The organism is Hydrogenophaga sp. ZJX-1, from assembly GCF_048590325.1.
Lineage (GTDB): Bacteria > Pseudomonadota > Gammaproteobacteria > Burkholderiales > Burkholderiaceae_C > Hydrogenophaga.
In genome coordinates, this window is record NZ_JBMBRA010000004.1 from 87,153 (window position 1) to 110,970 (window position 23,818).

The following is a 23,818-nucleotide window of genomic DNA, read 5'->3' on the forward strand; positions in this document are numbered from 1 at the left end:
GACTTCGGTCCGCTGTTTTGTTTTGGCGACCCGGGCCGCTCAGGCAGCCGGCGCAGGCGCTGCTTCGCCACCGCCATAACCCACACCCGCGTGCAGATCGCCCCCCCCGCTCACCGCGACCGCGCAGTACTTGAACTCCGGTATTTTTCCGAACGGGTCCAGCGCGGGGTTGGTCAACAGGTTGGCGGCCGCTTCGGCGTAGGCGAAGGGGATGAACACCGTGCCGGGCGGCATGCCGTCGTCGCGGCGCGCATGCAGCGCCACCGTGCCACGGCGCGAACACACGGTCACCACGCCGCCGGCCGGCACCCCCAGACGCGCCAGCTCGGCGCCGTTCAGGCTCACGGTGGGATGCGGCTCCACGGCATCCAGAACCTGGCTGCGGCGCGTCATGCTGCCGGTGTGCCAGTGTTCGAGCTGGCGGCCGGTGATGAGCACGAAGGGGTAGTCGGCATCGGGCAGTTCGGCGGCGGGCTTGAAGCCGGCCGGTACCAGCTGCACTCGGCCGTCGGCCGTGGCGAAGTGTTCGGTGAAGACGATCGGCTGGCCCGGATCTTCCGCGCTCAGGCAGGGGTAGGTCACGCTGTCTTCGCGCTGCAGGCGCTCCCAGCTCACACCGGCGATCACGCCGTGCATGGCCTGGCGCATTTCCTCAAAGACCGCGGCCACACCGGACTCTTCGCCCTCGTAGTTCCAGGCCAACCCAAGACGACGGGCCACCTGCTGGATGATCCACAGGTCGGGTTTGGCATCCCCAGGCAAATCGAGCGCACGCCTGCCCATCTGCACCATGCGGTCGGTGTTGGTCACCGTGCCGGTCTTCTCGGGCCAGGCGCTGGCGGGCAGCACCACATCCGCCAGCCAGGCGGTCTCGGTCATGAACAGGTCCTGCACCACCATGTGCTGCAGGCTGGCCAGCCCTTCCCGGGCGTGGTTCAGGTCGGGGTCGCTCATGGCCGGGTTCTCGCCCATGATGTACATGCCCCAGATCTTCTGCGGATCGCTGGCGGGCGCCTTGGCCTTGTGCAGGATTTCCACCACGGTCAGGCCGGGCTGGTTGTCCAGCGCCGTGTTCCAGAAGGCCTCGAACCAGTCGTGCACCTCGGGTGTGTTCACGCGCTGGTAGTTGGGGTACATCATCGGGATCAGGCCCGCGTCGCTCGCACCCTGCACGTTGTTCTGCCCACGCAGCGGGTGCAGGCCCGTGCCCGGCCGACCGATCTGGCCGGTGATGCTGGCCAGCGCGATCAGGCAGCGCACGTTGTCGGTGCCGTGGGTGTGCTGGCTCACGCCCATGCCCCAGAGGATCATCGACGCCGGGCTGGTGGCGTAGGCCCGTGCCACCTCGCGGATGGTCTCGGGGGCGATACCGCAAATGGGCGCCATGGCTTCCGGGCTGGTGTGCTGCACCTGCGCACGGATCGCATCAAAGTTGTCCACGCGGCGGGCGATGAAGTCGGCGTCGGTCAGGCCTTCGTTGATCACGACGTGCAGCATGGCGTTGAGCAGGGCCACGTCGGTGTCGGCCTTGAACTGCAGGCTGCGCCAGGCGTGGCGGTGCAGGTCGGTGCGGCGCGGGTCGGCCAGCACGATCTGCGTGCCGCGCGCGGCGGCGTTTTTCATCCAGGTGGCGGCCACCGGGTGGTTGCTGGTGGGGTTGGAACCGATCACCAGCACGAACGCGGCGTGTTCCACATCGTTGACGGGGTTGCTCACCGCGCCCGATCCCACACCTTCGAGCAAGGCGGCCACGCTGGACGCGTGGCACAGGCGGGTGCAGTGGTCCACGTTGTTGCTGCCAAAGCCGGTGCGCACCAGCTTCTGGAAAAGATAAGCCTCTTCGTTGCTGCCCTTGGCCGAGCCGAAACCGGCGAGCGCCTTTTTGCCGTGTGTGTCACGCAGGTGTTTCAGGCCACCGGCCGCCGCCTCCAGTGCTTCGTCCCAGGTGGCTTCGCGGAACACGTCGCGCCAGTCACCGGGCCGGGCCGTGGAAGCCGGGTCCTTGGGCACACCGGGCTTGCGGATCAGTGGCTTCGTCAGGCGCTGGGCGTGGTGCGCGTAGTCGAAGCCGAAACGGCCCTTGACGCAGAGGCGACCCTGGTTCGCCGGGCCGTCTCGGCCTTCGACGGCGACGATGGTGTTGTCCTTGACCTTGTAGGTCAGCAGGCAGCCGACGCCGCAATACGGGCACACCGAATCCACGCTCTTGTCGACACGCTGGTCGCCGACCAGCGTCTTCGGCATGAGCGCGCCGGTGGGGCAGGCCTGCACACATTCACCACAGGCCACGCAACTGCTCTCGCCCATGGCGTCGCCGAGATCAAACACGATCTGCGCATGGCCACCGCGGTGGGCCACGCCGATCACGTCGTTCATCTGCGTTTCGCGGCAGGCGCGCACGCAGCGGGTGCACTGGATGCAGGCGTCCAGGTTCACCGCCATGGCCGGGTGGCTCAGGTCGGGCGCCAGCGCGGGCGCGCGCAGGGCTTTCAGTGCGGGGCGCGCCGTCACGCCCAGGGCGTTCGCCCAGTGGCTGAGCTCGCCGTGAGGCTGCTCGCCTTGCTCGTCGGCCCACTTGTGGCCCGTGTCGGGCCGGTCGGCCAGCAGCAGTTCCAGCACCAGTTTCTGGCTCTTCAGGGCGCGCTCGCTCTTCGCCTTCACCTCCATGCCGTGTGTGACCGTGCGGCAGCACGACGGCGCGAGGGTGCGCTCGCCCGCCACTTCGACGACACAGGCGCGGCAGTTGCCGTCGGCACGCAGCCCGTCGGTAAAACACAGGTGCGGGATGTCCACGCCATGGCGCTGCGCGGCCTTGAGCACGGTCTCGCCCGCCTGGGCCTGCAGCTCGACGCCGTCGAGCTTGAAGGAAATGGTGGAAGTGCTCATGTCGAAGCCTTTGCGCCAGCTGCCCGCACTTCGTGCGGAAAGTATTTCAAAACACAACGCATCGGGTTGGGCGCGGCCTGGCCCAGGCCGCAGATCGACGCATCGGTCATCACCACGGCCAGGTCCTCCAGCGTGAGCGCATCCCAGTCGCCCGGTTGCGCCATCAAGGCTGCGGCTTTCTCGGTTCCGACACGGCAGGGCGTGCACTGGCCACAGCTCTCGTGCGCAAAGAAGCGCATGGCGTTGAGCGCGGCGTCGCGTGCGCTGTCGGCCTCGCTGAGCACCACCACCGCGGCCGAGCCGATGAAGCTGCCGTGGGGTTGCAAGGTGTCAAAGTCCAGCGGTTCGTCGGCCAGCGAAGCCGGCAGGATGCCGCCCGAGGCACCACCAGGCAGGTAGGCATACAGCGTGTGGCCCTCGACCATGCCGCCGCAGTAGTCGTCCACCAGTTCGCGCAGCGTGATGCCCGCCGGCGCGAGCTTGACGCCGGGTTGCTGCACGCGCCCGCTCACGCTGAACGAGCGCAGGCCCGTTCGACCGTTGCGGCCAAAGCCGCTGAACCAGGCCGGGCCGCGCTGCACGATGTCGCGCACCCAGTACAGCGTCTCGAAGTTGTGTTCCAGCGTGGGCCGGCCGAACAGGCCGACCTGCGCGATGTAGGGCGGGCGCAGACGCGGTTCGCCGCGCTTGCCTTCGATGCTTTCGATCATGGCGGACTCTTCGCCGCAGATGTAGGCACCCGCGCCGCGCCGCAGCTCGATGCGTGGCAGCGGAAACGGCGGCTCGGCCTGCAACCGCGCCAGCTCGGCGGCCAGGATGGCGCGCGCGCCGTGGTACTCGTCACGCAGGTAGATGTAGACGGCCTCTATGCCCACCACCTGCGCCGCCACCAGCAAGCCCTCCAGAAAGCGGTGCGGATCACGCTCCAGGTAGGTGCGATCCTTGAAGGTGCCGGGTTCGCCTTCGTCGATGTTCACGGCCATCAAGCGCGGTGCGGGTTGCTCACGCACGATGCGCCACTTGCGCCCGGCCGGGAAACCGGCACCACCCAGACCGCGCAGGCCCGAGTCTTCCATGGCCTTGAGCACCGACTCGGTGGTGCGCGCGTCGGCCTGCACCGCCGTCGCCAGCGCGTAGCCACCTTGCGCACGGTAGGCGGCGTAACCCACGTACGCGGGCGCCACGTCCTGCAAGCCCGCCGTGATCACGCAGGGTGCCACCGCCGCCGGGTCGAAGGCGCCGTCGTCACGCGCGGCGGGGTGTGTCGTCGCACCCGACTGACACGCGTTCTGCACAGAGGCCACATCGGCCAGCAACACGGGCGACTGCCCCACCACCGCCACCGGTGCCTGCTCGCAGCGGCCCACGCAGGGCGCGGGGATCACGCGCACATCTGGGCCCAGGATCGCGGGCAACTTCGCCAGCAGATCCTGCGCACCGGCCATCGCACAGCTGAGCCCGTCACACACGCGCACGGTCAACGCGGCCGGCGTGTCGCCCTCGCGCAGCACCTCGAAGTGGTGGTAGAAGCTCGCGACCTCGAACACCTCGGCCATGGACAGGCGCATCTCGGCCGCCAGCGCCACCAGGTGGCGCTCCCACAGGCCGCGGTGTGCGTCGTTGAGCGCGTGCAGGTGCTCGATCAGCCGGTCACGCCGGTGCGGCCCGGTGCCGATCAGGGCGCACACCTCGGCACGCGAGGCGTCATCGGGCTGGCGGCCCTTGAGCTGGCCGCGGCGGCGCAGCTGGGCACGCAGGGCGTCGGGTGTGACCATGGAAACCGCGGCGGGTGTGGGCAATGGACTGGTGGCAATCATGGGTCGGTGGTGGTTCGCGCCGGGCGCGCGGGTCGCATGGACAATGGTCGCCTGCGCGGGCGCGCTTGGCAATATGAGCGGCGTCGCCACAGCCATATGAGCCGCGCCGCATAAAGTTGCCCACGATGAAAAAAATCACCATCAAACCGGTCTGGACCATCCAGGGCGCCGACAACGTGGCCCTGTCGCCCCGGCTGATCGAGCTGCTGAGTGCGGTTCACCAGGAAGGCAGCCTGCTGGCGGCATGCCAGCGGCTGGGTCTGTCGTACCGCCACGGCTGGGACCTGGTGCGCGCGGGCGAGGCCCATTTCAACACCACGCTGCTGCACATGGAACGCGGCAAGGGTTCCACCCTGTCGCCGCTGGCCGAAAAACTGGTGTGGGCCGATCACCGCATCCTGGCGCGCCTGCAACCCATCCTCGACTCCATCGCTTCCGAACTGGCGACCGAGATTCACCGCGTGTCGCCCACCGGCGGGCAGGCCTTCCGCATACACGCCAGCTACGGCTTCTCGATCGAAAAGCTGATGGAATCGCTGATGGCCGAAGGCGTGCCGATCGAGCGCCGCTACGCCACCAGCACCGCGGCGGCCGCGGCCTTGCGCGACGGCGCCTGCGACGCCTGCGGCATCCACATCCCCATCGGCTCGCAGCAGCCGCGCGCGCTGGCGCACTACGCGCAGTGGCTCGACGGCGAAGACCTGCGGGTGATCGACATCGCCACGCGGCGCCAGGGGCTGATGGTCGCGCCGGGCAACCCGCGCAAGATCTACGACCTGCAGGACCTGACCCGCGCCGATGTGAAGTTCATCAACCGGCCGGCGGACTCGGGCACGCGCTTCCTGCTCGAAGGCCTTTTGCGCGAAAAAGGCCTGGCCGACCAGCCGATCCAGGGCTTCGAGCAGAGCGAAGCCACGCACGCCTCGGTGGCCGCGTACGTGGCCAGCGGCCTGGCCGACGCCGGCTTCGGGCTGGAGCGGCCCGCACGCTATTTCCAGCTCGACTTCATCCCCATGGTCAACGAGCGCTACGTGCTGGTCTGCCGCGCGGCCACGCTCGATCACCCCGCCATGCAGGCGGTGCAACGCACGCTGGCCGACCCCGGCTTCAAGCGCACGGTGGACGCCCTGCCCGGCTACGACGCGGCGCACTCGGGGCGGATCACCCCCTGGCGCGAAGCCTTCGGAAGTACCTGAACACAGGCACCTTCACGCTGGTTACAGTGCAACCATGCAAGCCCCTGCTCCGCCCAACCCCTCGCGTTTCGCCACCCTCATGGTGGCCACCGCCAACGTGCTCAACCTGGCGCAACCCGGACGGCATTTCTACGACGGCCAGGACCCCTACAGCCAGCATGAGTTCGACCGCAAGGTGGCCTGGCTCGGCGAGCGCTTCAAGGTGCTCAACGCCGACGTGCTCGCGGTGCAGGAGGTGTGGGACGAGCTCGCACTGCGCGCCGCGGTGGCGCGCAGTGGCCTGCAATACCATTTCGTGAGCGTGCCCGGCGCGGAAAACGGACCCGGGCAAACGGGCGCGCAGGGCACGCCGCGCGTGGGCATCGTGACGCGGCTCAAGGTCGAATCGGTCACATCGTTGACCGACTTTCCGGCCGCTGCGGTGGTGGATGTGCCGGGCCTCGGGCTCCACTCGCGCTTCGAACGCGCGCCGCTGTTCGCTACGCTGCGCATGAAACACGGTCAGGAAGTGGGCGTGATCACGGCGCACCTGAAATCCAAGCGGCCCAAGTACCTGCAGGACGCCGAGGGCCACCCGCTGGAAGACCCGGACGACCCGGCGGTGCAGGCCGTGGGCTCGTTGCGCTCGCTCATCATGCGCGCCGGCGAAGCGCTGGCGCTGCGGCTGAAGGTGGTGGAACTGCTGCACCGCACGCGCCTGCCGCTGATCGTGATGGGCGACCTGAACGACGGGCCGCACAGCGTCACCACCCAGCTCATCGCCGCCACCTCGCAGGTGGCCTACGACAAGGGTGCGCGCGACAACGCGCTCTTCAGCGCCTGGGATGTGATGGGCGAGGCCGCACTGCGCCGCGACGTGGCCTTTTCCCACATTCATCAAGGCTACCCCGAAGTGCTGGACCAGGTGCTGGTGAGTGAAGAATTCGTCGCCACCAGCCGCTCATCGATCGGGGATGTGCGACGCGTCGAGGTGTTCAACGACCACCTGTTCGAAGGGCGCGACCGCAGCCGCAGCGACCACGGTTTCGTGCGCGCGCTGCTGCGCCTGCGGCTGCCGGAACCGGCGCCGCAAGCGGTGGGTGAGCGCAGCGGTTCTGGTGTAATTGAGCGCTGACCAAGTCCCGCCATTCCCCATGAAACTGCTGCTCGCTGAAGACGATGCCATGCTGGGCGACAGCATGGAAAAAGGCCTGAATCTGGCCGGATTCACCCTGGACCGGGTGCGCGACGGCCAGCATGTCCTGAACGCACTGGAAAGCCACACCTACGATGTGATCCTGCTCGACATCGGGCTGCCCAAGATCGACGGTCTGGAGCTGCTGCGGCGCCTGCGCCAGCAGGGAGTCAGTACCCCGGTGATGTTCGTGACCGCCCGGGACGCCGTTCACGATCGTGTGGCCGGATTGAACCTGGGTGCCGACGACTACGTGAGCAAGCCCTTTGATCTCGATGAACTGACCGCACGCATCCATGCGCTCGCCCGCCGGCAGACCGGTCAAAGCCAGCCGCAGCTCCAGCTGGGCCGGCTGCAACTGAACCCGATCGAGCGATCGGCACGGCTCGGCGAAACGGCCCTGGCGCTGTCGCCGCGCGAGTTTGATCTGCTGGAAATACTGATGCGCCAACCCGGTGCCGTGCTGTCGCTGGACCTGCTCGAAAAGCAGCTCTACACATGGGGCAATGAAGTCACCAGCAACGCCGTCGAGGTGCATCTTCACCACCTGCGCAAGAAGCTGGGCGAGCCCTGGATCGTGAACGTTCGGGGCGTGGGCTACAAGCTGGTGCAACTCGCTTGAGATCCATCCGGTCACGCCTTCTGCTCTGGCAGATTTCGGCCCTGCTGCTGACGGCGGTGGTGGTCAGTGTTCTGACCTTCCGGCTCGCCTGGGTGGGGTTCAACGATGTGCGGGACCAGGGACTCGAACAGATCGCACAGACCGTGCTGCGACACGATCCTTCGCTGGAAGCCAGCAACTACCAGGGCACCTCACCAGCCCAGCAGGACCTGTCCATCCTCGAAAAAAGGTGGTTTGCCGACGACAAATACCTCGACCAGTTCGTCAGCCAGATATGGAGCCATCAGGGCAGTTTGCTCTATTCGTCGTTACCGGAGGTCGGGCCGCCCATGCAGGCGCAGGGACACCACATCGTCACCTGGCGTGGTCAGAGCTGGCGCCTCTACACACTGCCGCATGCGGAGCGCGTGGTTCAGGTGGCGGTGACCACCCATATCCGGCGGCAGCACTTCTACGAGCTGATCACGTGGCTGCTGATTCCGCTGGGCGTGCTGGTGTTGGTGCTGGGCATGCTGATCCATCAGGCGGTGCTGCGCTCGCTGCGCCCGCTCGAAAGCATGCGCCGCGAATTGGGCCAACGTGATGTGGCCGGCTTGCGGCCGTTGTCCACCAGCGAACTGCCCAGGGAACTCGTTCCCCTGGCTGAGACCCTCAATCAACTGCTCACCCGCCTCGACACCCTGCTGGTCAACCAGCGGCGCTTTCTCGCCGATGCCGCGCACGAGCTCAACACACCGCTGGCCGCTGTCAAGCTGCAGGCCCAGCTGGTGCGGCGCGCGCCCGAGACCGACCGGCTGCCCGCGCTGGATGACCTGGATCGCGGCATTGCGCGCACCAGTCACCTGGTGTCGCAGTTGCTGCTGCTCGCGCGACTGGAACCCGATGCGCGCCTGCCCGAACGCTCGCTGGTGCAACTGGATGAACTGGTGCGTGGGGCCGTGGTGTCGTTTGCGGCGCGTGCCGCCGAGCAGCACATCGACCTGGGCCTGATCGCTGCCGATCCGGCTCGTGTGTGGGGCGATGAGCAGGCTCTGCGCGCCCTGCTCGACAACCTGGTGGACAACGCCTTGCGCTACGCGGGGGAAGGTGCCCGCGTGGACCTCGCCTTGCGAGTGGTCGACAACCAGGCCGTGGTCGAGGTGATGGACAACGGGCCAGGCATTGCACCGACGGACCGTGAAAGGGTCCTGGAGCGCTTCGTCCGGCTGGATCAGGGACAGTCCACCGGCAGCGGGCTCGGGCTGGCCATCGTGCGAAGCATTGCCGAACGGCACAAGGCCCGGCTGGAACTGTGCACAGCGCCGACCGGGGGTTTGCTGGTGCGCATTCGCCTGGCGCTGGCGGACACCACCAGACCCGACTGAACGCAGCCGCACATGGCGGCGTGCCACGGGACGCGCTCAGCCGCGTTTCTGAATCGTGCCGCTGAAAAAGCGCTCACGCATGCGCCTGGCGGTGCGCCACAGAATGGGAGGCGCAAAGTCCTGACCCATGCGCCAAAAGACGCCTTTGAACTCCTCGGTGGGACGGGCCTTGAAAATGGTGGTGTGGATACCATCGGCTTCACCCTTGGGCCGACCATTGGTGTAGAAATAGAGCGCCAACGATTTGCGCGTCATGTCCTCCGGGCAATTCAGGGGGTCTGGGTGCCCATGAAAGGATTCGCTGGTCGTGGAAAAGATGGCCAAACGGTTGAAAACCGGCAGGATCTTGTCACCGCAGAACGACGTGTCCTTGTTCCACAGTTCCAGATAACCGCCGTATTCCTCTTTCCAGTCCTTGTTCAAATACAACAGGATGTTGACGCGCCGGTCCAGAAAGGTGGCGTCGTGGTGATTGAAGTCGGCGTGGAGTTTGAGCAGACCACCTCGGCGGATCTGATGCAGACCACCACCACGCAATGCCGGATCGGGAATCAGGTTCGGGATGCCCGTGACCTTTTCCAGAAACCGCAGGAAGGGCAGCGAATGCAACTGGTAGAACAGATTGCGTGTCACCGGTCCAAATTTCGCCTCGTCGGCGCAGACCAGCTTGATTTCGGTCTGGCGGTTGTAGTTGTGCCAGTCGATATCGCCCGGCTGGGGAAATTCCTTCAGCACCGCGTCGGCCACGTCTTCGGGCAAAAAATTGTCGAATGCGATATGGGGAAAAGGAGACCCCTGCTTGTATTTGACCGCGCCCTCTGTCGCGAGAGCGGCGTATTTCGGGTCATCAAAAATAAACCGATTGGTCAGTCCTTTGGCCGGCATTGTGTGCTCCTCGACACCTGTTCGTGAATAGTTCGTGCCGCGAGCCATCACAAGACCTGCATCCATCACTCCTCCACGTGAATGGAACGAATGCGCCCCCTCGCAGCCAGCCTGAAAATGTAAAGAAACGCGACTTAAGAATCGCTTAAGACACCGCCACGGGTAGGCGGCAAACTGGCTGCTCCGGGATACCCCCGGAAAGCGGCGATCGCAAAACGCCGCGCGGGGAAAGCGGCTACCTCAAACGAACCGCAGCATCGCCACCGGCGGCAGGTCGCTCGATATGGCCTTCCAATGTTCACCCGCGTCGGCGCTGATCCACAGGCCGCCCGTGGTTGAGGCCATGGCCAGGGTCTGGCCGTCAGCGCTCACGTCCAGCCCGTGGCGGTAGACCAGGTGGTAGGCGTGGCTCTGTGGCAGGCCGCTGGAGAAGGTCTGGAAGCTGACACCGCCGTCGTCGGTGCGGTTCACCACCATGCGCCCGCCCACCGGTATGCGGCAGGCATCGGCCTGCGCCGGCACGAACCAGGCGCGCTGCGGGTTGTGCGGGTCGCAGGCCACGGCGAAGCCAAAGCCCGAGGGCGCCGGCGCGGTGATGCCGATCCACCGCTGGCCACCGTCGTCCGAACGGTAGATGCCGCAGTGGTGCTGCAGCCACAACACATCGGGGTTGGCCGCGCACTGCACCATGCAATGCGGGTCCTGCGCGTTGCCATCGTCGGCGTTTTCGGGCGGCAGGTAGTCGGCCGTCATGCCGCGGGCGGTGAGGGCCCAGTGCTCGCCGTCATCGTTCGTCTGCCAGACGCCGCCGCAGGACACGGCCACCGTCACATGGCGCGAATCCCTCGGGTCCACGACGATGGAGTGGATACCCGCGTGGTCGTAACCGCCGCCCATCCAGTCGCGGCGCCCCGGCTGTTCCCAGAGCGAAGTGTTCAAAGACCACGTGGCACCGGCGTCGTCGGAGCGGAACAGCCCGGCCGGGATGCAGCCCGCCCACAACGTGCCTGGCTGGTCGGGACCACCCGCCGCGAGCGACCAGGTCAGGTCCACGCTCCAGGGCGTGGCGTCATCGGCCCAGAGGCCTTCGGTGGGTTTCGGCGGAAAGGCGGGGGCAGCGACCTCCTGCCAGGTCTGACCGCGGTCGACGCTGCGGTGCAGCTTGACGCCGAAGTGGCCCAGGCGCAGCGCCACGGTCCAGGCGCCGTCGCGCGCGTCGGCGAGCACAGCGGTGACCGGTTCACCCGGAAAGTGGTGGGCGGCGATGGCCCAGTCCGTGACCGCACCGCCCAGCACAAACAGGCCCTTGCGGGTGGCGAGCAACAGCGTCTGCATCTCGATCTCCTGGCATGGGTGGAGGGTGTCAACCGCCGCTCAGCGCCTGGACCACCAGCACCCGGTCGCCCGCGGCCAGCGGCTGGTTCAACACGGCGCGGTCCCTCACCATCTGACGGTTGACGAACACCGCCACGTGTTTGCGCACCGCGCGCTGGTCGTCAAACACGTAATGCGCCAGCTCGGGCGCGGCGAGCAGTGCCGCTTCCAGCACTTCGCGCAGTGCGCCGGGTGCGACGAGCTGGGGCGCGCAGTCCACATGGCGGCGCAGAGTGGGGGCAAATTCGACCGTAACCATGGCAATAAACAGTCCGCCAGTTTCCGGCAGGAGCGCGGCCGGCACAAGCGCCACCCCGGCGCGTTCAGGGTTGTCGAGCGGGTGGCCCGGCGACGCGGCGGATCAGCCGCGCACGAACAGCGTCACCAGTGGTTGATCGCCCACCTGTCGGCTCCAGTGGCCGTGCACCGAAGGGTCGAAGGTCGCACCGTCGGGCAAGGTGTCGGCCGAATAGAAATGATCACCCGGGCCGAAGGTGCGCGAGCTGCCGTCCTGCAGGCCGATCTCCATCTGCCCCCGCAGCACAAAAAGCCACTGCGGTGCGCCGGTGCAATGGAACTGGCTGCGAAACCCCACCGGACTCTCGCGCAATTGAAAACCCTCCGAGGGCATCAACGGCGAAAGGCGGGCCGCAGGTGTGCCCTCGCTCAAGGCCACCGTCTCTTCGCGGAAGGCCGCCCGGCCATCGGTGTCGGTGAACAACACCACTTTGTTGAATGTGCTCATGGGTTTCCTGGGTTGCGCCGTTGGTTGGCCCCGGTTTGTACCAGATGGCCCATGCCCCTTCGATGGCCGCCGCACACAAAAAAACGGCCTGGCGACTTGAAGGTCACCAGGCCGCCATCGCGGGATCCGACAGGGATCAGTTCATCGACGAGACAGGGTAACGGCCGGGGTTCAGCTCCTTGAGCGTCTGGCCACTCTCCGAGTTGGCCATCACGTCGCCATTGCGTTGCGCTTCGCGCAGCTCGGCACGCACCTGCTCGCGGGTCTTGCCCTGGGCCACAGCGGTGTGTGCGTAACGGCCGGGGTTCAGGTCTTTGGCGGTCTGGCCGGTTTCCGAATTGGCAACCACCTCACCACGGGCCTGGGCTTCGCTCAGTTCGGCTTTGACCTGGTCGCGGGTCTTGGCAGCGGCCACAGCGCGGTCCGGGTAGTTCTGGGGTGCCAGTTCGGCCAGCGTCTGGCCGGTTTCACTGTTGGCCACGACGTCTCCGCGGCGCTGGGCCGCCAGCAGCTCGGCCTGCACCTGGGCGCGGGTCTTGGCCTGCACGGCCACCGCGGGGTAGGCGCCCGGGTTCAACTGGCGCAGGGTCTGGCCCGTCTCGCCGTTGGCCAGCAGGTCGCCATTGCGCTGGGCGTCCAGGTATTCGGCGCGAACCTGATCACGTGTCTTGCCATCGGCCGGATCGGCGGCGAGGGCATGGCCCGCGCTCAGGGCAGCGATGGCGAGGGCGACGGAGGACAGAACGGTGGAGCGGTTTGCGAATTTCATGGTGCGTTTCCTTTCGGGGGAGTGAAAAAGTGGATGACGGATGGATCGTGCCGGGCCGGCCCTGGGGTGTCTTCTCAGCGAGGTTTCGCTGTTTTTCGGTTTGTTTCGTTGCCGTTGAAAGTTCAGAAACACCGGTCAGGTCGGTCGGGCTTCGTAGCGGTTTAGGGGGTTGTTTCGCTGCGATGGGTGAACTTTAAAGTTTCTGTTTCCAAAGAAAAATCACCATATCAACGTCAATCCATTTCGTTTTCAGCAACAATAAGGTTGTTGAATTTCTGGAGCCTCACCTCATGGACCGTCTGACTTCGATGCGTGTTTTCCTGCGGGTGATCGACGAGGGGAGCTTCGCTGCCGCGGCCCGGGCGCTGGACATGTCGCCCGCGGTGGTGACCCGTCTGGTCGCCGATCTCGAAGACCACCTGGGCACGCGCCTGCTGCACCGCACCACCCGGCGCCAGTCGCTCACCGAAGCCGGCGAGCAGTACCTGCAGCGGGTGCGCCACATCCTGCAGGACCTGGACGAAGCGGACGCCGTGGTCAGCTCACACACCCACACGCTCTCGGGCGTGCTGCGCATCCTGGCACCCCCCGTGCTCGCCACCCATGTGCTCGCCCCGCTGATCACGGGCTTCCGCCAGGCCTACCCGGACATCCGGCTCGACATCGAGGTCGAGTCGCACCGCGAACCGCCGATCGAAGATTTCGACATCACCCTGCTCGGCGCCAGCGATGGCTTTGACGGTGGCGTGATCGCGCGCAAGGTGATCAGCACCGAGGCCATCCTGGTCGCTTCGCCGGCCTACCTGGCGCGGCGTGGCGTGCCGCAGACACCGGCCGACCTGCAGCAGCACGACTGCCTGCGCATCAAGCCCGAAGGCCTGCGCAGCCGCTACTGGCGCCTGTTCCGCGCCGACGACGACAACGAGCAAGTCGAACTGGATGTGACGCCCGTGCTCTGGGCCAACCACAACGACACCTTGCAGCGCGCGGCGCTCGACGGCGCGGGCATCACCGGTGCCACGGTGGAAATCGCCGCCCCGCACCTGGCCAGCGGCGCTCTCGTGCGCGTGCTCAGCCCCTGGATCGCCGGCCGCTTCACCCTCTACGCCGCCCTGCCCAGCCGCAAGTTCATGCCGCAGCGCACGCGGGTGTTTCTCGACTACCTGACCGAGCAGACCCGCCTCGGTGTGGCCCAGGCGCTGAGCGCCTGCGAGCGCTGCTGAGCGGCACGCACACGCTGTTACACAAATCCCGGGGCGCGCCAACCCCGTCGGGCGCGGTTCTTCGTTTCAGTGGGCTCCACCTTCTTTTTCAGGAGCCTCCATGAACCCCCATCGCCCAGCCCTGCGCCGCCTGGCCCTGCCCGCGCTCGCGGCCTTCACCCTCACCCTCTTCAGCGCCCTGCCCGCCCACGCCCTGGGGCGGTTGAGCGACATCCAGGTCATCGACCGCGACAGCGGCGAAACCCTGCCGGTCTACCAGCACCGCGGCGAACACTGGGTGGCCGGGCGGCCCGGCGCGCGCTACGCCGTGGCCCTGCGCAACACCACGCACGGCCGCGTGCTCGGGGTCGTGTCGGTGGACGGCGTCAACGTCGTCTCGGGCGAAACCGCCGCCTGGCACCAGACCGGCTACGTGCTGAGCCCCGGGCAGCGCTACGAGATCACCGGCTGGCGCAAGAGCGACGCCGAGGTCGCCGCCTTCCACTTCACCGCGGCCCCCGCGTCCTACGCCGCGCGCACCGGCCGCCCGGCGCAGGTGGGCGTGATCGGCGTGGCCGTGTTCCGCGAAAAGACGCCGCCCCCGCCGGTCATCGCACCTCAACCCGAGCCCTACAGCCAGTCCTATCCCTCACGCGAACGCCTGTCCGACGCCGAATCGGTAACGGACTTCAAAAACCGCGCCGAGGGGGCCGGGGCCTCGGCGGACAGTTCCAGCGACAGCAGCGCCAGCGCGATGGCCCGTGAAGCCGCGCCGGCTTCACGCCGCATGGCCCCGGCCAGCCCGGCACCCCGCCTGGGCACCGGTCACGGCGAGCGCGAAGGTTCGTGGGTGGGGCACACCACGTTCGAGCGCCGCAGCGAACGGCCCGACGAGCTGATCCGCATCCGCTACGACAGCCGCGAAAACCTGATCGCCATGGGCATCCTGCCGACTACGCCCATGCCCCCAAGGCCCAACCCGTTTCCCGGTGCACCACACCCCGGCTACGCGCCCGACCCGTCCTGATGCTGAAGCCCGTGGCGGTGCAACGCACCACCCGCTCGCCATAATCCACCGCATGTCCGCGGTGAATGCGCCCTCTGACGAGCAGCTGATGTTGGCCTTTGCGGCCGGGGACCCGCGCGCCTTCGAAACCCTCTACGACCGCCATGCCCTGCCGGTGTGGCGCTTCGTGATGCGCAGCGTGAACGACCGCGCCCTGGCCGACGATCTGGTGCAGGACGTGTGGTTCAGCCTGGCGCGGCAGGCACCGGCCTACCAAGTGCGCGCCCGCTGGCGCACCTGGCTGTTCACCCTCGCCCACCACCGGCTGGTGGACCACTGGCGCACGCACAAGCACCACGCCAGCCTTGATGCGACCTCCGAAGACGGCGCCAGCCTGGCCGACACGCTGGCGGCCGAATCCGGCTTCGGCCCCGAGCGCCGGCTGACCTCGCGCGAGCAGGCGCAGGCGCTGCTGGATGCGCTCGCCGCACTGCCCGCCAACCAGCGCGAAGCCTTTCTGCTGCAGGCCGAAGGCGGCCTGAGCCTGGCCGAAATCGCCCAGACCACCGGCGTGACCCCCGAAACGGCCAAGAGCCGCCTGCGCTACGCCCGCGCCCGCCTGCGCGAAACCCTGGAGGCGCACGCATGAACCGCTTTCCCCCACCACCCAGCACGCCCGACGGCGACGGCGGCGGCGAAGACCGGCTGCTGCGCCGCTACCACGAAGCCAACGCGCTCGACGACGCCCGCCCTGATCCCGCGCTGCGCGAGGCCGTGCTGGCCCATGCGCGCAGCGTGGCCGCTGCACAGAAAGACGGGGCTTCGGTCCGGGACCGTGCACCCGCCAGCAACGACCTTTCGTGGACCCTGCGCGCCCTGGGCAGCCTGGCCGTGCTCGGCCTCGTGGGTCTGCTCGTGCTGCAGTTCGACCGCGGATCGCCCGAGGAGCGCGAGGCCGCGTTCGGCTCACCTCCAGCGCCGGCTGCCATGCGGCCAGCGCCCGCCACTGCGACAGACAGCCAGCCCGCGGGTGAACCGGCGCCAGGCCCGACGGACCGCCGCGAGGCGGGCACGGCCCCATCGCTGAAACCCGCGCCTGCGCCACCGCTCGTTCCCCATGCGGCCCGGGAAGCCGCGGCCACGCCGGCACCCGCCAAGGTCCGGCCACCGGCACCGCAGCGGCCGGCGGCGCCCGCTGCCGGCCCGGCGCCAGCACCCGTGGCGGCCGACTCGGCACGCGCTTCGATGGCCGGTGCACCGGCTGCACCAGCCGCGGCACCCGCAGACCGGGAACCGGCCCGCAACGCAGCGACGCTGCGCCGGGAGGCGCCTGTGGCCGACCGCGCTCGATCAGCGGCCGCCCTGCCACCTCTGCTCGCGGCCACCACTCAGGGGGATCCTGATGCCGTGCGCCGCCTGCTCGCCACAGGCACCGATGTCAACACCCGCGATGCCACAGGACGAACTGCCCTCATGCTCGCGGCGCAACGCGGCGATGTGACGTTGATCCGCCTGTTGCTGGATGCGGGTGCCGAGCCTGCGCTGCGCGACAGGGAGGGTCTGAGCGCCACCGACCACGCCACGCAGGCCGGGCAGACCGCGGTGCTGCCACTGCTGCGTTAGACCCTCGCGGTTTTCAGCGCGGGTTCGGCAAACCGGCGTTCAGCGGGGTCAGCGCCTCGCCGCGGGTCAGGTAGGCGATCAGGTTGTCGGCGGCCAGGTCGGCCATGGCGCGCCGGGTCTTGAGCGTGGCGCTGGCGATGTGCGGCGTGAGCACCACGTTGGGCACGTCGAGCAGGTCGGGGTGCACGCAGGGCTCGCCTTCGAACACGTCAAGCCCCGCGGCCGCGAGGCGTTTCTCTCGCAGCGCCACGGCCAGCGCCGCGTCGTTCACGATGCCGCCGCGCGCGATGTTGACCAGTGTGGCCGTGGGCTTCATCTGAGCGAGCTCGGCGGCGCCGATGGCGTGGTGCGATTCGGCGCTGTAGGGCAACACCAGCACCAGGTGGTCGGCCTGCTGCAACAACTCGGCCTTGCTGACGTAGCGCGCACGGCAGGCGGCTTCGTTCTCCGTGTCAAGCCGGGAGCGGTTGTGGTAGATCACGTTCATGCCAAAGCCGTGCGCGCCGCGCCGGGCGATGGCCTGGCCGATGCGGCCCATGCCCAGGATGCCCAGCGTGCTGCCGTGCACCTCGGCGCCGGCAAACATGTCCAGCGCCCAGCGGTTCCATTGGCCGGCGCGCAGGAAATGTTCGCTCTCGGTGATGCGTCGTGCCGTGGCCATGAGCAGGGCAAAGCCGAAGTCGGCCGTGGTCTCGGTCAGCACGTCGGGCGTGTTGGTGGCGAGCACGCCGGCCGACGTCATGGCCGGCACGTCGAAGTTGTTGTAACCGACCGCGATGTTGCAGACCACCTTGAGTTGCGGGCAGGCGGCCAGCAGCGCCGCGTCGATGCGCTCGCTGCCGGTGGTGAGCACGCCCAGCTTGCCCTGCAGCCGTTCGATCAGTTGCGCGGGCGTGAACGGCGCGTCTTCATCGTTGGTTTCCACTTCGAAGTACTCGCGCAGGCGCGCCACCACCTCGGGAAACACGGCGCGTGCGATCAGGATGGCGGGGCGTTGGTTCATGTCGGCTTTCAATGGAAACACGCGCACCCTCAAAACGATGAAGCGGGGCGCGAGGGGGAGCCACCCAGCACACGCCGAGGATCCGGCTTCGCCGGTCCAAGGGCGTGGTCCCCCTAGGGGGAAGCCGCGAAGCGGCGCAGGGGGAGTCTTATACAGCCAGCAGATCGACTTCAAACAACAGGGTCGCGTTGGGCGGAATCACGCCGCCCGCACCGCGTGCGCCGTAACCCAGCGCGGCCGGGATGACCAGGCGGCGCGTGCCGCCCACGGCCATGCCCTGCACGCCTTCGTCCCAGCCCTTGATCACGTGGCCGGCGCCAAGCGGGAATTCGAAGGGTTGGCCGCGGTCTTTGCTGGAGTCGAACTTGGCGCCCTGCGCGCCGTCGTTGAAGAGCCAGCCGGTGTAGTGCACCTGCACCGGGCGACCGGCCTGGGCGACTTCGCCGTTGCCGACCACGGTGTCTTCGTATTGCAGGCCGCTGGGGGTGGTGATCATGGAATGTCCTTGTGTTGGATGAAATGGGAAGTGACGATTATTCCAGCCCTGGTGCGACCCGCCGCTGCGCCCGCGCGTTGCACCATTGGCAACACGGGTTTACACAAGCTTTTCATGAAGCACGATCAGCGTTTACGCGCGCCGTTTGTACTGCAGGCTCCCATCCACCCCTGGCATCAGGAGAGCCTCCATGAACCCCAACACCACCACCCTCACCCGCCGCATGGCGCTGGGCGCCATCGCCGGCACGGCCTTGCTGACGGCGCTGCCCGCCATGGCCTTGGGCCGGCTGGCCGACGTGCGCATCATCAACCGCGACAACGGCGAAATCCTGCCGTTCTACCGCCACCAAGGTGAACTCTGGATCGCGGGCGAACCGGGTGCGCGCTACGCCGTGGAGCTGTACAACCGTTCGCGCAGACGCCTGCTCAACGTGGTGTCGGTCGATGGCGTGAACGTCATCACCGGCGAAACCGCCGCCTTTGACCAGGCCGGTTACGTGCTGACGCCGGGCCAGCGCTACGACGTGAGCGGCTGGCGCAAGAGCCGCCGCGAGATCGCGGCCTTTGAGTTCACCCGCCTGTCGCGCTCCTACGCCGCACGCACCGGTCGCCCGGACGATGTCGGTGTGATCGGCGTGGCGGTGTTCCGCGAACGGCCTGGCTACCGGGCACCGGAAGCCGAGATCTACGGGCGCAGCGCGCCGGTGCCACAGGGCGAAGAATCCTTCCAGGGCAAGTCGCACCGCAGCGACGGGCCTTCGGCCGCCGGCCCGCAACTGGGCACGGGCCACGGGGACCGCGAACGCGACCGCGTGGGCCAGACCGATTTTGAGCGCCGCAGCAATCGGCCCGATGAGATCGTGCGCATCCGGTACAACAGCCGCGCCAACCTGATCGCGATGGGCGTCATTCCAGCGCACCACCGCCCGGCGCCCGACTACCGACCGCGCGCCTTCCCTGGCGCGCGCCCGGGCTTTGTCCCAGATCCCTATTGAGTCTCAATAAACCCGGCGCCAGAAGCAGCGCCAACCCAGGCCACCGCCGGGCTGGCTTTGCCAGACGACTGGTGATGCCCCCTGGGGGTGGCGCGAAGCGGCGCGGGGGAGTGTTACTCCAGCCAGCGAGTGAAGCTTGCGACCGGTTCGCGCGGTGTGATGAAGGTGTTGACCTTGTCGGCCGGGTCGGCGTAGCCCAGCGACATGCCGCAGACCAGCATTTCGTTCTCACCGGCGCCGATGTGCGGCAGGATGATCTTCGAAAAGCCGTTCCAGGCCGCCTGCGGGCAGGTGTGCAGGCCGTGGCCGCGCGCGCCGACCATGAGGTTCTGCATGAACATGCCGTAGTCCACCAGCGAGCCGCGGCCCATGATGCGGTCGAGCGTGAACATCAGGCCCACCGGCGCGTCGAAGAAGCGGAAGTTGCGCTGGTGCTGCGCATGCATCTTGTCCTTGTCGCCCTTGGTGATGCCGAGCAGGCCGTAAAGCCCCCAGCCGTTTTCGCGCCGACGGTCGATGTAAGGGCTGACCCATTTTTCCGGGTAGTAGTCGTATTCCTCGCGGTACTCGACTGCCAGCGAGGGATCGGCGCGCAGGGCGTCGTGCGCGGCGCAGCATTTATCGACCAGGCTGTCGCGGCTCGCACCCTGCAGCACATACACCTTCCAGGGCTGGGTGTTGGTGCCCGAGGGCGCGCGGCTGGCCAGCTGCAACAGGTGTTCGATGGTCTCGCGCGGCACCGGTGTGGGCAGGAACGCGCGGGCCGACATGCGGCTGGTGATGGCGGCGTCGACGCTGCGGGCGTCGATCGGGGTCAAGGCACCGGCCAAGGGGGGGTTGAAGCTCATGCGGGGTCTCCGTGTTGTATTGACGTTTACGTCAACGTCAATTATGGCAAGAACCCCGCCAGCGCGCTGCCGCCTTCACAGGATCGTCTCAAGCACCGCCTTGAGATCGTCCGGCAAGGGCACCGGCCGGCGCGTGCTGCGGTCCACGTACACGTGCACGAAGTGCCCGCAGGCAGCGGCCATCTCGCCGTCTTCGGCAAACAGGCCAACCTCGTAGCGCACGCTGGAACTCCCCAGATGCGCTACGCGCAGGCCGGCGTGAACGGTCTGCGGAAAGGCCAGCGGGGCAAAGTAGTTGCACTGTGTCTCGATCACCAGACCGATGACCTCGCCGCCGTGGATGTCCAGCGCGCCCTGCTCGATCAGCCAGCCGTTGACCGCGGTGTCGAACCAGCTGTAATACACCACGTTGTTCACATGGCCATAGACGTCGTTGTCCATCCAGCGCGTGCCGATGGTGCGGAAGACGCGGTAGTGGCTGCGCGGGCGGGCCTGGGGGCGGGTGGCGGGCGTGCTCATGGCGCGGGATTTTGCCAGTGGGATGCTGCAAGGCCTGTCGCAGAACGGTCAGCCGGCCGCACACCGGCCACCCCATGCCAGCGGTGGTGGTACTCGAGCGCGGTGCGGTAGGTGTTCATCTGGATCTGCACCGTGGCCTCCATGTCGGTGCCGTAGCCGCCGGCCATGGTGAACGCCAACGGCAGGCGGCGCTGCCAGGCCCAGTCCATCACGCGACGGTCGCGTGCTTCCAGGCCGTCGAACGTGAGCTTCAGGCGCCCGAGCCGGTCGCCCTCGTGCGGATCGGCACCGGCCAGGTAAATCACCAGACCGGGATCGAAGCGCTGCTCCAGCTCTTCCAGTGCGCGCTCCAGCGCTTCCAGGTATTCGGTGTCGCCGCAGCCGTCGGGCAACTCCACGTCGAGGTCACTCGGCTCCTTGCGGAACGGGAAGTTGCGGGCGCCGTGCAGCGAGAGCGTGAACACCGAGTCGTCGCGCGCGAAGATGCTGGCCGTTCCATTGCCCTGGTGCACGTCGAGGTCGACGATGGCCACGCGCAGTGGACCGGCGGCGCGATGACGGCGCGCATGCTCGGCCTGCATCAGCCGGGTCGCGACCGCGGCGTCGTTGAAAACACAGAAGCCGCTGCCCTTGTGGGCGTACGCGTGGTGCGTGCCTCCCGCGAGGTTGGCCGCCAGTCCCTCGCCCGACATGACGTCGCGGCAAGCCTGGATGGTGGCACCCACCGAGCGCCGAGCCCGTTCCGCCATCGCCGGGCTCCAGGGGAAACCGATCTCGCGCTGAGCCGCGGCGTCCAGCGTGCCGGTCTGGATGGCCTGGACGTACGCCGGCCAATGGACCAGCGCCAGTTCGCCATCGCTGGCCGGCAACGCCTGGCCCAGTCGAACTTGCGGCAGTTCGACCGTGAGGCGCTCGCGCAGGCGGCCGTACTTGGCCATGGGAAAGCGGTGGCCGCTGGGCAGGGGCAGGATGAAGTGGTCGGCGTAGAAAGCGTGCACAGGAAGGGGCGCTGAAAGGGTGCGGCCATTGTGTCCGCCACTTGAAACCGGCGCACGGCGTCCGTGTTTTAGAAAGGCCCTTCTAGAATGTTGCAATGCAACAAAAACCGCTTGCATCGGATCGAGTTATCCCTATAATTCGAACCATGTTGCAGTGCAGCAAAACGAACGAAAACAACAGCGTCGAGACAGCGCGGAGTTCGGGAGCAGCTCTCAACTAGGCCACTACCCCCCTATCTACTTCCTCTTCCGGAGAACCCAACATGCTGACCGCTGAACAAATCGTCGCCGCACAAAAAGCCAACATCGAAACCATTTTCGGTCTGACCCAGAAAGCCTTCGAAGGCGTGGAAAAGCTGCTTGAGTTGAACGTCCAAGCCACCAAGGCCGCCCTGAGCGAGTCCGCCAACAGCACGCAAGCCCTGCTGTCCGTCAAGGACGCCCAGGAACTGCTGACGCTGCAAGCCAGCCTGATGCAGCCTCTGGCCGAGAAGACCGTGGCCTACAGCCGTCACCTGTACGACATCGCTTCGGGCACCGGCGCCGAATTCGGCAAGGCCGCTGAAGCCCAGGCCGCTGATGCACAGAAGAAATTCATGTCGGTCGTGGACAACGCTTCCAAGAACGCTCCCGCCGGTTCCGAAACCGCCGTGGCCGTGATGAAGAGCGCCGTGTCCGCCGCCAACAACGCCATGGAATCGGTTCAGAAGGCTGTCAAGCAAGCCACCGAAATGGCCGAAGCCAACTTCAACACCGTGACCACGCAAGCGGTCAGCGCCACCAAGGCCGCTGCCAAGAAGCGCTGAATTGCAGAGGTTTCGTACCTTTGATCGGGCCTTTGACATCGGTCAAGGCGCCAATACTGGAATCACTGGAGACTAGCGCCAGACTTGAGAAGGCGGCGCTGGTTCACCAAATCCGTTTTTTCTGGTTGTCTCCTCGGGTCCTTTTCGAAATTCGATTTCATCGGACCCCTTAAGCCCTCGCTGCAAAGCGGGGGCTTTTTTTATGCGCGTCATCCCACAGACCTTTCCAGGCGCGCCATCCGCCACTGCGCTGCGGGTGCTCAGATTCGCTGGAGTTTGACCCAGATCAACCAATATTTATTGAGAACCATTCGTGTTTGTGTTAGCATCTAACCCGGATGAATCGTGCCCGCAGCGCTGGTGATTTCCAGACGGATGCGGGGTTATTGGCTCCAGAGAAAGTCCCCCACATGCGCAACACCATCAAGCTCAGCATTGTCCTTGCCGCGGCCTCCGCGGCCATGGGCGCCCAGGCCCAGGACAAGGTGCTCAACCTCTATTCGGCCCGCCACTACCAGACCGACGAGGTGATGTACGAGACCTTCACCAAGACCACGGGCATCAAGATCAACCGCGTCGACGCGGACGATGCCGGCATCGTGGCGCGCCTGCGCGCCGAAGGCGCCGCGTCGCCTGCCGATGTGATCCTGCTGGTGGATGCTGCCCGCATGGCCTCCGCCGACAGCCAGGGCTTGTTCCAGCCCATCAAGTCGGCCAAGCTGGACGCCGCCATTCCCGCCAACCTGCGTGCCGACGCCACGAAGGACGGCGTGACCTGGACCGGTTTTTCGACCCGCGCCCGCGTGATCATTTACGACCCGCTGCGCGTCAAGGCCGCCGACGTGGCCACCTACGAACAACTGGCAGATCCCAAGCTCAAGGGTCTGGTCTGCACCCGCTCAGGCTCACACCCCTACAACCTGTCGCTGTTCGCCACCGTGGTCGAACGCCTGGGCGATGCCAAGGGCGAAGAATGGCTCAAGGGCGTGGTCGCCAACATGGCTCGCGCGCCCAAAGGCGGTGACACCGACCAGATCAAGGCCGTGGCCTCGGGCGAATGCGGTGTGGCGCTGACCAACACCTACTACGTGGCCCGCATGATCAAGTCCAGCAAACCCGAGGACCGCTCGGTGATGGAAAAAGTGCGCGTGGTCTTCCCCAACCAGGGCACCAGCGGCACCCACGTCAACATCGCTGGCGCGGCCGTGGCCAGACACGCCAAGAACAAGGACAACGCCATCGCCTTCATGGAGTTCCTGGCCAGCCCCTTTGCGCAGGACTACTTTGCCAACGGCAACAACGAGTTCCCCGCCGTCAAGGGCCTGAAGGTGGACAACCCCGCCATCAAGGCCATGGGTGGCGACAACTTCAAGGCCGAGCAGATCCCGTTGGGTGTGGTGGCGAAGAACATGACCAAGGTGCAGCAGATGCTGGACCGGGCCGGGTACAAGTAACCACCCCCGCGCCGCGCCTGCGGCGCGTCACCCC

Annotated in this window: 23 protein-coding genes; 11 read left to right on the forward strand and 12 right to left on the reverse strand. The window is 67.1% G+C overall.

Features of this window, described 5'->3' with window-relative positions; genetic code table 11:
- Nucleotides 1-39: 39 nt before the first annotated feature.
- Nucleotides 40-2,886: a formate dehydrogenase subunit alpha gene (gene fdhF, locus ACN5W5_RS12380; RefSeq protein ID WP_420048813.1), complete on the reverse strand. Its 2,847-nt coding sequence runs from the start codon at nucleotides 2,884-2,886 to the stop codon at nucleotides 40-42.
- Nucleotides 2,883-4,703: an NADH-ubiquinone oxidoreductase-F iron-sulfur binding region domain-containing protein gene (locus ACN5W5_RS12385; protein ID WP_420048814.1), complete on the reverse strand. Its 1,821-nt coding sequence runs from the start codon at nucleotides 4,701-4,703 to the stop codon at nucleotides 2,883-2,885. The genes fdhF and ACN5W5_RS12385 overlap by 4 nt, the downstream gene beginning before the upstream one ends.
- 125 nt (nucleotides 4,704-4,828) lie before the next feature.
- Here ACN5W5_RS12385 and ACN5W5_RS12390 point away from each other — a divergent pair, with 125 nt between their 5' ends.
- The 4 genes from ACN5W5_RS12390 to ACN5W5_RS12405 are packed head-to-tail and all read left to right on the forward strand — an operon-like array spanning nucleotide 4,829 to nucleotide 9,059.
- A complete protein-coding gene (locus ACN5W5_RS12390; RefSeq protein ID WP_420048815.1) occupies nucleotides 4,829-5,899 on the forward strand; it encodes a substrate-binding domain-containing protein in 1,071 nt (356 codons plus the stop codon).
- Between the two features lie 34 nt (nucleotides 5,900-5,933).
- Nucleotides 5,934-7,013 (forward strand): endonuclease/exonuclease/phosphatase family protein, encoded by a 1,080-nt coding sequence (locus ACN5W5_RS12395; RefSeq protein ID WP_420048816.1) that lies wholly within the window; start codon nucleotides 5,934-5,936, stop codon nucleotides 7,011-7,013.
- A gap of 19 nt (nucleotides 7,014-7,032) precedes the next feature.
- Nucleotides 7,033-7,695, forward strand: coding sequence for a response regulator (locus tag ACN5W5_RS12400; RefSeq protein ID WP_420048817.1), 663 nt, complete (start codon nucleotides 7,033-7,035; stop codon nucleotides 7,693-7,695).
- Nucleotides 7,692-9,059, forward strand: a complete 1,368-nt coding sequence (locus ACN5W5_RS12405; protein ID WP_420048818.1) for a sensor histidine kinase — start codon at nucleotides 7,692-7,694, stop codon at nucleotides 9,057-9,059. Before ACN5W5_RS12400 ends, ACN5W5_RS12405 begins: the two co-directional genes overlap by 4 nt.
- Nucleotides 9,060-9,095: 36 nt before the next feature.
- Here ACN5W5_RS12405 and ACN5W5_RS12410 read toward each other — a convergent pair whose 3' ends face one another.
- The 5 genes from ACN5W5_RS12410 to ACN5W5_RS12430 form a co-directional block, all read right to left on the reverse strand.
- The gene (locus ACN5W5_RS12410; protein ID WP_420048819.1) at nucleotides 9,096-10,010 is read right to left on the reverse strand and encodes a 2OG-Fe(II) oxygenase; all 915 of its coding nucleotides are present in this window, start codon (nucleotides 10,008-10,010) and stop codon (nucleotides 9,096-9,098) included.
- A 174-nt stretch (nucleotides 10,011-10,184) separates the two neighbouring features.
- Nucleotides 10,185-11,279 carry a WD40/YVTN/BNR-like repeat-containing protein gene (locus ACN5W5_RS12415; protein ID WP_420048820.1) on the reverse strand — a complete coding sequence of 365 codons (1,095 nt, stop codon included), beginning with the start codon at nucleotides 11,277-11,279 and terminating at the stop codon, nucleotides 10,185-10,187.
- Nucleotides 11,280-11,307: 28 nt separating this feature from the next.
- The gene (locus ACN5W5_RS12420) at nucleotides 11,308-11,577 is read right to left on the reverse strand and encodes a MoaD/ThiS family protein (RefSeq protein WP_177137885.1); all 270 of its coding nucleotides are present in this window, start codon (nucleotides 11,575-11,577) and stop codon (nucleotides 11,308-11,310) included.
- Nucleotides 11,578-11,679: 102 nt separating this feature from the next.
- Nucleotides 11,680-12,063, reverse strand: coding sequence for a hypothetical protein (locus tag ACN5W5_RS12425; RefSeq protein WP_420048821.1), 384 nt, complete (start codon nucleotides 12,061-12,063; stop codon nucleotides 11,680-11,682).
- Between the two features lie 136 nt (nucleotides 12,064-12,199).
- Nucleotides 12,200-12,832, reverse strand: a complete 633-nt coding sequence (locus ACN5W5_RS12430) for a DUF4148 domain-containing protein (RefSeq protein WP_420048822.1) — start codon at nucleotides 12,830-12,832, stop codon at nucleotides 12,200-12,202.
- Nucleotides 12,833-13,122: 290 nt separating this feature from the next.
- Between ACN5W5_RS12430 and ACN5W5_RS12435 the strand changes: the two genes are divergently transcribed.
- The 4 genes from ACN5W5_RS12435 to ACN5W5_RS12450 all read left to right on the forward strand — a co-directional run bounded on the left by ACN5W5_RS12435 (nucleotide 13,123) and on the right by ACN5W5_RS12450 (nucleotide 16,663).
- Nucleotides 13,123-14,055: a LysR family transcriptional regulator gene (locus ACN5W5_RS12435; protein ID WP_420048823.1), complete on the forward strand. Its 933-nt coding sequence runs from the start codon at nucleotides 13,123-13,125 to the stop codon at nucleotides 14,053-14,055.
- Nucleotides 14,056-14,155: 100 nt separating this feature from the next.
- A complete protein-coding gene (locus ACN5W5_RS12440; RefSeq protein ID WP_420048824.1) occupies nucleotides 14,156-15,061 on the forward strand; it encodes a hypothetical protein in 906 nt (301 codons plus the stop codon).
- Nucleotides 15,062-15,113: 52 nt separating this feature from the next.
- Nucleotides 15,114-15,689 (forward strand): RNA polymerase sigma factor, encoded by a 576-nt coding sequence (locus ACN5W5_RS12445; protein WP_420048825.1) that lies wholly within the window; start codon nucleotides 15,114-15,116, stop codon nucleotides 15,687-15,689.
- A complete protein-coding gene (locus tag ACN5W5_RS12450; RefSeq protein ID WP_420048826.1) occupies nucleotides 15,686-16,663 on the forward strand; it encodes an ankyrin repeat domain-containing protein in 978 nt (325 codons plus the stop codon). The genes ACN5W5_RS12445 and ACN5W5_RS12450 overlap by 4 nt, the downstream gene beginning before the upstream one ends.
- Before the next feature lie 13 nt (nucleotides 16,664-16,676).
- Here the strand turns inward: ACN5W5_RS12450 and ACN5W5_RS12455 are convergent, their stop codons facing one another.
- A complete protein-coding gene (locus tag ACN5W5_RS12455; protein ID WP_420048827.1) occupies nucleotides 16,677-17,666 on the reverse strand; it encodes a 2-hydroxyacid dehydrogenase in 990 nt (329 codons plus the stop codon).
- 148 nt (nucleotides 17,667-17,814) lie between these two features.
- Nucleotides 17,815-18,162 (reverse strand): FKBP-type peptidyl-prolyl cis-trans isomerase, encoded by a 348-nt coding sequence (locus tag ACN5W5_RS12460; protein ID WP_177137893.1) that lies wholly within the window; start codon nucleotides 18,160-18,162, stop codon nucleotides 17,815-17,817.
- Nucleotides 18,163-18,352: 190 nt separating this feature from the next.
- On the opposite strand from ACN5W5_RS12460, the gene ACN5W5_RS12465 reads away from it, so the two are divergent.
- Nucleotides 18,353-19,159: a hypothetical protein gene (locus ACN5W5_RS12465; RefSeq protein WP_420048828.1), complete on the forward strand. Its 807-nt coding sequence runs from the start codon at nucleotides 18,353-18,355 to the stop codon at nucleotides 19,157-19,159.
- A gap of 113 nt (nucleotides 19,160-19,272) precedes the next feature.
- Here the strand turns inward: ACN5W5_RS12465 and ACN5W5_RS12470 are convergent, their stop codons facing one another.
- The 3 genes from ACN5W5_RS12470 to ACN5W5_RS12480 all read right to left on the reverse strand — a co-directional run bounded on the left by ACN5W5_RS12470 (nucleotide 19,273) and on the right by ACN5W5_RS12480 (nucleotide 21,524).
- Nucleotides 19,273-20,007, reverse strand: coding sequence for a nitroreductase (locus tag ACN5W5_RS12470; protein WP_420048829.1), 735 nt, complete (start codon nucleotides 20,005-20,007; stop codon nucleotides 19,273-19,275).
- A 75-nt stretch (nucleotides 20,008-20,082) separates the two neighbouring features.
- Nucleotides 20,083-20,526, reverse strand: coding sequence for an acyl-CoA thioesterase (locus ACN5W5_RS12475; protein WP_420048830.1), 444 nt, complete (start codon nucleotides 20,524-20,526; stop codon nucleotides 20,083-20,085).
- Nucleotides 20,523-21,524, reverse strand: coding sequence for a histone deacetylase (locus ACN5W5_RS12480; RefSeq protein WP_420048831.1), 1,002 nt, complete (start codon nucleotides 21,522-21,524; stop codon nucleotides 20,523-20,525). The genes ACN5W5_RS12475 and ACN5W5_RS12480 overlap by 4 nt, the downstream gene beginning before the upstream one ends.
- Nucleotides 21,525-21,787: 263 nt before the next feature.
- Between ACN5W5_RS12480 and ACN5W5_RS12485 the strand changes: the two genes are divergently transcribed.
- Together ACN5W5_RS12485 and ACN5W5_RS12490 are read left to right on the forward strand one after the other, a co-directional pair.
- Nucleotides 21,788-22,330 (forward strand): phasin family protein, encoded by a 543-nt coding sequence (locus ACN5W5_RS12485; RefSeq protein ID WP_226462647.1) that lies wholly within the window; start codon nucleotides 21,788-21,790, stop codon nucleotides 22,328-22,330.
- Nucleotides 22,331-22,740: 410 nt separating this feature from the next.
- A complete protein-coding gene (locus tag ACN5W5_RS12490; protein ID WP_420048832.1) occupies nucleotides 22,741-23,784 on the forward strand; it encodes an extracellular solute-binding protein in 1,044 nt (347 codons plus the stop codon).
- The last annotated feature ends 34 nt before the right edge of the window (nucleotides 23,785-23,818 follow it).